Origin of the sequence: Sulfuricaulis sp. (genome assembly GCF_049587675.1) — a bacterium.
In the GTDB taxonomy this organism is placed as follows: Bacteria; Pseudomonadota; Gammaproteobacteria; order Acidiferrobacterales; family Sulfurifustaceae; genus Sulfuricaulis.
Genome location: NZ_JBAVEJ010000215.1, coordinates 1 through 9562, shown reverse-complemented (window position 1 = coordinate 9562; position 9562 = coordinate 1). Strand labels below are relative to the sequence as shown.

5 protein-coding genes and 1 pseudogene are annotated in these 9562 nt (G+C 59.5%); all 6 read right to left on the bottom strand.

Translation table 11 applies throughout. The features are described 5' to 3' along the window. Positions 1-572 (bottom strand): annotated as a pseudogene (locus WB402_RS11200) (glucose-6-phosphate dehydrogenase); the annotation flags it as partial. Next, the gene (gene gndA / locus WB402_RS11195; protein ID WP_424207867.1) at positions 569-2044 is read right to left on the bottom strand and encodes an NADP-dependent phosphogluconate dehydrogenase; all 1476 of its coding nucleotides are present in this window, start codon (positions 2042-2044) and stop codon (positions 569-571) included. The pseudogene WB402_RS11200 and the gene gndA, both read right to left, overlap by 4 nt. Before the next feature lie 42 nt (positions 2045-2086). Continuing rightward, on the bottom strand, positions 2087-4729 hold the full coding sequence (locus tag WB402_RS11190) for a plasma-membrane proton-efflux P-type ATPase (RefSeq protein WP_424207865.1): 2643 nt from the start codon (positions 4727-4729) through the stop codon (positions 2087-2089). Next, complete coding sequence (locus tag WB402_RS11185) at positions 4726-7248, bottom strand: plasma-membrane proton-efflux P-type ATPase (protein WP_424207869.1); 2523 nt, start codon at positions 7246-7248, stop codon at positions 4726-4728. Before WB402_RS11185 ends, WB402_RS11190 begins: the two co-directional genes overlap by 4 nt. 168 nt (positions 7249-7416) lie before the next feature. Continuing rightward, complete coding sequence (locus tag WB402_RS11180; protein WP_424207863.1) at positions 7417-9015, bottom strand: Na+/H+ antiporter; 1599 nt, start codon at positions 9013-9015, stop codon at positions 7417-7419. Next, a partial coding sequence (locus WB402_RS11175; RefSeq protein WP_424207861.1) for a class I fructose-bisphosphate aldolase occupies positions 9005-9562 on the bottom strand: 558 nt, incomplete at its 5' end. The genes WB402_RS11180 and WB402_RS11175, both read right to left, overlap by 11 nt.

Here is a 9562-nt window from a genome sequence, read left to right as displayed (position 1 = left end):
GTCTCCTTGCCCAGGTAATGATCGATGCGGAAGATCTGAGACTCGTGGAAGCTTTCCCTGAGCGTACGATTCATCTCCTTTGCAGAATCCAGATCATGACCGATCGGCTTCTCCACAACAATACGGTCGCGCACTCGATTCCGATTCAGTCCGTTGTCGGCAAGGAGCCTGGGAATTACCCCGACCATCGCGGGGGGAGTTGCCAGATGAAAAATGTGGCCGGCTTTCACTTTCCACCCCTTGTCCAGTTGCTCGCACCTCGCCTTCAACTTTGAGTACGTGATCGGGTCCTTAAAATCTCCCTCGTGATAGGTGACGTGCCGGGAGAAATCCTTCCACTCCGCGCTTTTCACCTTCCCATTTCTCGAGAACCGCTTTACGCCTTCGAGAAAGTGATTGTGCAACTTGGCCTCACTCGTGGGGACGCGATCCACGGCAATGATGGCAAATTTCTCAGGCATCCGTCCCTCATGGTGGAGATCGAATAAGGACGGCATGAGTTTGCGCCAGGTCAGATCGCCCGCGCCGCCAAAAATCATGATGATGGTCGGGAAAAGATCCGATTGGCTCATTCTGCCTCCCATTTGGTGTGAAACACGCCTTTAGCATCGATGCGCTCATAGGTGTGTGCGCCGAAGTAATCTCGTTGGGCCTGGGTGAGATTGGCCGGCAGCCAGGCGCTGCGATAGGCGTCCAGATAGCTCAACGAGACCATCAACCCCGGTGTCGGCACACCTGACTCGGCCGCCTGGCATACCACCCGGCGCAGGTCCTCTTGATGCTCCATGACCTTGCGCGACAAGTTGGCATCGAGGAGCAAATTCGGCAGGTCACACCTAGCGTGAAACGCCGCGCAGATGTCCTCCAGCAACGCAGCGCGGATGATGCAGCCGCCTCGCCATATCCGCACCACGGCTTCGAGATCGAGGTGATACTCGTACTTTTCAGAAGCAACCGCCAAAAGAGCCATGCCTTGTGCGTAGACGGTAATCATCCCGGTAAAGAGTGCGCGGCCCAATTGCGCGAGAAGTAAATTCTGATCACCGGCAAAGCGACGCATGGGTCGCAGATAGATCGGGCTGGCCTGTTCGCGCTCCTTCGCGAGCACTGACAAGTCCCGCATCGCAACGGCCAAGTCGATCGCCGGGATCGGCACCTGCAGTTCCATCGCACTCTGCGACGTCCACATGCCCGTGCCTTTCTGTCTGGCCACGTCGAGGATTTCGTCGATCAACCGCTCGCCGGTTTTCTCGTCCTGTTTGGAGAAAATCTGGCTGGTGATTTCGACAAGATAGCTGCTGAGTTCGCCTTTATTCCATAAAGCGTAGACCTCATGCATCTCATCGTCGTTCAAGCCCAAACCACGTTTCATCAGGTCATAGGTCTCGGCGATCAATTGCATGACGCCGTATTCGATACCGTTATGGACCATCTTCACGAAGTGACCGGCCGATCCAGGACCCAGCCAGGTCACACACGGATCGCCGTTGACTTTCGCAGCGGCAGCTTCAAAGACGGGACGGACCCGCTCGTATGCCTCTTTCGACCCGCCTGGCATGATGCTCGGTCCGTGACGAGCGCCTTCTTCACCGCCCGACACGCCCACACCGAGGAACTGGATCCCATTCGCCGTCAGAGTGCGGGCACGCAAATCGGTATCTTTGAAGTAGGAGTTTCCGGCATCGATGATCAGGTCGCCCTTCTCCAGGTGCGGCAACAATTCCTTGATGACGGAATCCACTGGAGGGCCGGCGGGCACCAGCATCATTATTGCGCGTGGTTTGCGGAGCAGTGCTATGAAATCGACAATGTTCGTAGCGCTACGGACGTTGCGCTCGGCCGCTTCCTTCCGCAGGGCGTCGACCTTGGCCTGGTCTTTGTCATAACCTGCCACCGAACTGCCATGGTCGGCCATGTTCAGCACGAGATTGCGCCCCATGACGCCCAGGCCGACCATGCCCATTTCACACCGTTGTTGAGGCTGCTTCTTGGTCACGATTTTCGCCCAGAGCGGTGTGTGGAAAGTGGTGGAATCGATTTTCATCTTCATCCTTTCGGCCATGCCTGCCGCGATGTGCACGCCTGTTTATTTATGGGGTTCATCTCTCCGGATCTCTCGCTCCGCCTTCTCCCAATCCTGAACGGCGCGACCGTCCTTGCGACCCCGCTGCTCGTACAGTTCATAGGCGCGCTTGGCGATCTGCGGGGTCAAATCGGACGGTTTCCTGGCCGCGGCGATCAGAACACGCGACTTGATCATTCCAACCTTCACGGCCTCATTCACGCCGAGGCACGCGACAGCGGAATATGCAAGTATGGCAAACGTCTGCCACCAGGGCAACGGCATGAGTCCAGGCAGACCCACATACGTCAGCACGGTGCCCACGACCGCACCTGCGATCAGCGACAGCATGAAGGTATTGCTGGGCTTCGTCGTCCAGAACCAGTCTCGTTCTCGCACGGACACAATGGAAAAAACGCAAAAATAGAGCAGCGTCAGAAAGCTGAAGGTACAGAGAGCATTGCTATCCGTAGCCAAACCAAAACGCGACCAGCCGATCCACAGGAACAAGAGCGTTTCCGCCACCATGGCGATGCCGAGGACTACGGAAACCCTGATGAAGCCCCCGATGGCCCACGTTTCCGGCCTCTTGGACGGACGAACGCGGTCGGTGGCCAGGGCGATCGTCGCGAAATCCATCACGAAAACGAGCAGCAGCATCGCGAAGGCAGAGACGACAAACTTCCCCGTCACCATGAAGGCAATGGCAACGAAGGCCGCCTTCAGGAGCGTCCGGCTGATCTTGTTGATGATCCAGGTCAGAATTCTCTGGTAGATGGTCCGCCCCTGCTCGACCAGTGCCACGATGTTCGTCAACCCCGCCTCGGTCAGGACGACGCTGGCCGCGCCCTTGGCCACGTCGGTGGCGGTGCTGACGGCGATTCCCACCTCGGCCTGGCGGAGGGCCGGTGCATCGTTCACGCCATCGCCGGTCATCCCGGTCACATGTCCAGCAGCCTGGAGGTGCTGCACAACGATATACTTATCCTCCGGATACACTTCGGCAAAACCGTCCGCACCTGCCAACAAGTCCACTGCCTCGTTACCGGCTTGAGCACCTGCGGCCTTCAGATCCGCCACGCGCCGGATGTTGGGCAAGCCAACTCCGTGCGCGATTTCACTGGCCACTGCCAGCGCGTCGCCAGTGAGCATCTTCACCGGCACTCCCAAGTCCCGGAGTTCGGCGATAAGTTGCCTGGCGTCCGCCCGCGGGGGATCATAGAGCGTCACGAGTCCGAGTACTACGGGCGTGCCCGTCTCGGGGCCGCGCGCCACCGCCAGCGTCCGATACCCCTTCAGCGCCGATTCGCTGACCCGCGCCTCCAACGCTTCCACCGCCGGGGGCTGAAGTCCACACGCCTCTGCAACGGTCCGCACTGCGCCTTTCATCACACGCAGCCGCTGTCCGTTCTGTTCGACTACGGCCTCCGTCCGCCGGTTTTTCGCATCAAAAGGCGCGAAGGAGACCGGCGCGATCTTGGGAAGATTGTCGAAAATGTGTCGCTCCTTTGCCGCGGCAAGGAATGCCAGGTCAATCGGATCCTGGTTGGCTTCTTGAGACGCGAGCGCGCCGGCGAACAGCACGTCGGATTCCGACGCGTGCTCCAGCGGAATCACGCCGGTGACAGCCAATTGGTTCATCGTGATCGTGCCTGTCTTGTCCACGCAGAGCACGTCCATCGTTGCGGCATCCTCCGCCGCGCTGAGGCGCGTGACCAACACGCCCCGTTTCGCCAGCTCCTTCGAACCGACGGCCATACTGACTGTAAACATGGCAGGAAGGGCCACCGGCACTGCGCTCATCAACAGAACGAGGATGAGCGGAACCATCTCCAGGAGCGGCGCGCCGTGAATCAGCGACAACACGATCACGACACCCAGCAGCGAACCGACGATGACGAAGAGCCAGCGGACGACCTTGGCCACCACCGCTTCGATATGGAGTTTCGGTCGCGCCTGCTGCACCAGCTCGGTGGTGCGGCCAAAATACGTCTTCGCCCCGGTCAGCAAGACCACGCCGTTGCCCTCGCCCCTCCGGACAACCGACCCCGACGAGACTACTTCGCCGGGCGCCTTGTTCGCGTCCTTTGACTCGCCGGTGAGAGCCGACTGGTCGACGCTTAGCACTCCGGCCAGGACCTTGACATCCGCCGGAATAATGTCGCCCGGCCGGACACGAACGATGTCGCCCGGGACAAGCTCCCGGGCCGGGATGACCTGCCAACTCGCCTCGCGCCGGACACGCGCGCTGACCTGCAACCGTCGCCGCAGCGTCTCGACGACACCGGCGGCCCGATGCTCCTGCATGAAACTCAATACGGCATTGATAATCAGCAGCCCGCCCACCACAGCGAGGTCAGAGAATTTCCCGAGCACCGCCGACAGCACCATGATCAGTTCGAGCATCCATGCCGAGAGGCCCCAGAACTTGCCGAGAAACATGAGGACCGGGTGCGCCTTCTTTTCCGCCACTTCGTTGTAGCCGTGCTCCTTCCGGCGTATGTCCACCTCCGCATGCGTGAGCCCGGTGTCGGGGTTCACGCGGAGCGCCGCGAGCGTGTCGGGAACAGAGGCGGAGGCGATGTCGGGGGGCGCAGTGCCTGGCCCTTTCGAGGGGGCCGGCCCGGCTCCGGATTCATGTTCGGCCGTTCGCATTTGATTATTCATCGGGTTATTCTTTTCTTCATCTCCCGCTCCGCCTTCTCCCAGTCCTGAACTGCTCGACCGTCCTGGCGACCCCGCTGCTCGTACAGTTCATAGGCTCGCCTGGAGATCTGCGCAGTCGCGTCGGACGATATTCTCGCCTTAACCGGATCAAAAACCCGATAGGCGAGCAGCTTCAGGCGATCGTTCAGGAGGAACCACGCCAGTGCATAACCCCAAACAAACAGTGCCCAACCCCACCCGAGGGGCGTCATAAACAGCCCATAGACCGCGATCAATGTCGCCACGATTTGGGTGCCGAGCACCGCTATCCACAGAACCCGGGCGGGGCGTATGGACCAGAACGGGCCGCGCGTGCGCGTCAGGAAGATCGTCAGATGCCCGGCCACGGACAATTTCAAGTACATCAGCGTCTGAATGTGCGCTCGGTCCAGATGAAAGACATTCTCCCCAAGGTAGAACAATCCGAAGGCGGAAATGACTCCGATGACGCCCAGCACCGTGGAAATCCCTAGGACCATGCGCATGTTCCAGGCCTCGGGCTGATCCTTGTAATGCACGTTGTCATAGGCAATGGACAGAATCGCGCCGTCGTTGAGCAACGCCAGCATCACGATCATCACCGCCGTCAATGGATAAAAGTTAAATACGAGGATCGCGAGCGTCATGAAGAACAGCACGCGCAACGTTTCGGCAATCCGATAGATCGCGTAGCTGTTCATCCGCTGGAAAATTCTCCGGCTCTCCTTGATCGCGTCAATAATCACTGATAGGCCGGGGGTCAAGAGCACGATGGCCGCCGCCGCGCGCGCCGCATCCGTTGCATCGGAAACGGCGATCCCGCAGTCGGCTTTCTTCAGCGCGGGGGCGTCATTCACCCCGTCACCCGTCATGCCGACAATGTGGGTGCGCTTTTGGAGGACATCGACAATGTGAAACTTGTGTTCGGGGAACACTTGCGCAAACCCGTCGGCCTTCTCAATAGACTCGGCCACCGCCGGGGTCTCCTGCTTCTTGGAGTCGCCCAGGCCCCGGGCATCGAGGATATTCGCGCCCATGTCCAACTTTTTGGCGGTTTCCTTGGCGATGGCCAGCGCGTCGCCCGTTACCATTTTGACCTTCACGCCCATAGCAAGCGCGGTCGCGATCGTTGCCTTGGCATCTTCCCGTGGCGGATCGAACAAGGGCAATACGCCAACAAACTGCCATTGCCCGTCGTTATCAGCTCGTGCCACACCCAACGAGCGGAAGCCACGCGCGGCAAATTCGTTGACCGCCTTCTCAACCTCGACCTTCACCGTGCCGGCATTTGCCGACAATTCCAAAATCACCTGTGGCGCACCCTTCGTGACTTTGAACGCCTTTCCGTCTTTTGATTTGATGGTGGCCTCGGTGCGTTTATGCACCGGGTCGAACGGCTGAAAATGGACTACATCATAAGCCTTCAGCGAATCCTTGTCTTTCACTCCGCCCAGCACCGCCAGATCTATGGTGTCGTTGTTGTCCGCACGCGACGCCAGCGCGCCATCGAGGATGACCATCTCGGGGGGGACATTGTTCACGCTGAACGGATCGCCCAGCGTCAGCTTGTTCTGCGTCAGGGTGCCGGTCTTGTCCGCGCACAACACGTCCACGCCCGCCAATTCCTCGATAGCCACCAACTTGCTCACGATTGCCTTTTTCCTGGCGAGCAGACGTGCACCGACAGCCATCGTCACCGACAACACCGTCGGCATCGCTACGGGGATCGCGGCCACGGTCAGCACCAGGGCGAATTGCAGCGTCGTGAGGATCGGGTCGCCGCGGAAGATCGCGACGGCAATAATCACCGCCACCAACGCCACCGCCAGCATGATCAGATAATTTCCGATCTTCAAAACCGCCTTTTGAAAATGGCTGGCGGTGTGTGCCTCCTGCACGAGTTGCGCCGTCTTGCCGAAGTAGGTTTTGGCACCTGTGGCATAGACCAGTGCGCCGATTTCACCCCGACGGATGATCGAGCCGGAAAACACCGCCTCGCCAGCTTTGCGCTCGGCGGGCAACGACTCTCCCGTCAGGGCGGATTGATCCACCTCCACCGGGTCGCCGTCCAGCAGGCGCGCGTCCGCCGGCACAATGTCGCCAAGACGCATGCGAATGACATCGCCCGGCACCAGCTCGCGCGCCGGCGGAGTGATCCACTTTCCATCCCGTTTCACACGGGCCTTGACCGCCAGCTTGGCCTTCAGGGCAGCAATGGCGTTACCCGCCTCGCGTTCTTCCCAAAACCCGACAACAGAGTTGGCGAGAAGCAAAAGGAGGATGATGAAAAAATCCGGCCAGTGCCGGGCTACTGCGGAGAGGATCACCGCCGCTTCAATCATCCATGGAATGGGTCCCCAAAAATAGCTGAGAAACTTCAGGAACAGGTTGGTCTTCTTCTCTTCAATCTCGTTCGGCCCATATTGAGTCAGCCGCTTCTGCGCTTCGGCTTGCGTCAGGCCGTCCGGCGAGGACCCGAGTTTTTTCTCCACCTCCCGCATCGGCAGGGATTTCAAATCGTCCTTCGCATTGGGCTTCGATCCCGGATCCGGTCCGGGAGCCTTCGGCTGGCCGGCATTGGGTTTCATTATCTATATCCTTTCTCCGCTTTTGCGCTGGCTTTTTGAGTCGGATGCTGCTTAGTCACCAACGCCCGCGTTTCCGCCGGTTTAACCCCCGCTCTTGGGAGAGTCCGGCTCTTTGGTGGTCTCTTCCTCTTCTCCAGATTCGAGCCGCAACAGGCGGGCGTCGATGTCGGCCAGCAGCTTCTCGTAAATCTCCTGATTGAGAACGCCTTGCCGGAAAGAATCCATCACGTGGTTTTTCTCCGTCAGCAACAGATGTCGCCGTGCCCACTGCGATTCCTGAGCCGCAATCGCGGCGCGGTCGAGTTCTAACGCACCGATCCGCCCTTGCTCCGCATCTATCCGTTTCTTGTATTCATTCTTGAGCTCAGTACGCACTTCGTCGTGGGAGAAATGTACGTACGACATGCGCTCCAGTTCTTCGAGCGCCGCGCTAGCGGCCTGCAATTTGCCGCGCGCGAACTCGTACGCTTCCCGGTGCTCACGCCCTTTGACGATTCCCAGCCATCGCAGCAGGGGTGAGATGGTTATGCCGTGCACCAGTATAGAAATCATCACCACCCCGAAGGTCATCGTTACCAGGAGGTCCCGATGCGGGAACTCCTTCGCCAGACTCAGCACCAGCACCATGGGCAACCCACCACGCAACCCTCCCCACGTCAGGACCACGCTCCACAGCCACGGAATTTTCTCACGGGTCTTTCGAAGCAAACCGGACACCGCGAAAATCACCAGGCCCCGTCCCAGGGTAACAACCAGGTACGCGACGAGAATCACCTTCCACGAAACGAACAACGCATCGAGATGCACCTCCAGGCCGATGAGCAGGAACACAAACGAGTTTAATGCAAACGCCATGTATTCCCAAAACGTTTGCACGGCGACCCGCGTGGAAGGCGTCATGCCGACGCGCGCCCCGTAATTGCCGCAGAGCACACCGGCCACGACGACTGCGATCACGCCCGAGAAATGGAAGTGCTCCGCCGCTACAAACGATCCATACGCCGCGATGGTCGTCAGCGTGATTTCGATCATCGCGTCATCAATCTGTTTGATCACCTGCGAGACCGCCAGGCCGACGACGGCGCCGATCAGCGCGCCGAAGCCGACAATCTCGAGGAAGTCCGTTGCCAGCTGTCCCGTGGTAACGGCGGCACCGGTCACTAGCGACAGGCTCAACGTGAAAAACACGATCGCCGTGCCGTCGTTGAGTACACTCTCGCCATCCAGCAACATCGACAGCCGTCGCGGCGCGCCGAGACCCCGAAATACCGCCACCACTGCGATCGGGTCGGTTGCCGCGATCAATGCCCCAAACACCAACGCATACGGCCACGCAAAACCTTGTTCGAGATGCAACGTGTTCACGACAGGCGGCAAGATCACGGTCGTCAACGCCACCGCCGCGGCCACGCCCGGAACAGCCAGCGCCGCGATGGCCAACCGGTTTCGCCAGAATTCACTGAATTCAATGTGAAAGGCGGCTTCAAACAGCAAGCCCGGCAGAAATACCGAAAAGAGCAATTCCTTCGTCAAATGGGGCGGAGCGAACAGGTTCAGGATACCGAGCACCAACCCGGTGAGCACCAGCGCGACGGTGTACGGCACATGCAATCGCCGCACCGCAATTGCCACCACCGCCGCGACGGAGAACAACAAAATCAAAATCGTCTCACTTTGCACGGTCTGTCACTCCCATTCCGTGTTCACGCCTTTCCATTGCGACGGAGTACTCTCCACGGCGCGCGGCCTGGTTGCACTTCGCTCGATGATACAATGCTTGTTGTGCCACCGGCACGTTTGCTTCCTCGCCTCGCCAAGTCTCCAACGCCGGTTGCTGGATGGCGCGGGCGAACGAGAACGCCAACGGCCAGGGGAGTCGCGACTTGAATCTGACGTTCATGGCATTCAACCGGGCCGAAGCCAGTTCACCGGATTGGCCGCCAGACAAGAACGCAATCCCCGGAACGGCCGCGGGGACAGCTCGCAAAAGACAGCTCACCGTGGCGTCGGCCACCTTGTCCACTGCTTCTTGCTTAGCACATGTCAATCCCGGAAGCACCATATTGGGCTTCAGGATCATCCCTTCCAACATCACCCGTTGAGTGTAAAGTTGGATGAAAACCGTTCGCAGGACTTCCTCTGTCACTTCGCTGCATAGCTCTAGTGTATGCCCGCCGCCCATGAGCACTTCCGGCTCGACGACGGGGACCAGTCCGGCTTCCTGGCA

Bases quoted from the DNA above. Each gene is read 5' to 3' on its own strand.
- gndA (WP_424207867.1), bottom strand. From the start codon at position 2,044: ATGAAAATCGATTCCACCACTTTCCACACACCGCTCTGGGCGAAAATC.
- WB402_RS11190 (WP_424207865.1), bottom strand. From the start codon at position 4,729: ATGAATAATCAAATGCGAACGGCCGAACATGAATCCGGAGCCGGGCCG.
- WB402_RS11185 (WP_424207869.1), bottom strand. From the start codon at position 7,248: ATGCGGGAGGTGGAGAAAAAACTCGGGTCCTCGCCGGACGGCCTGACG.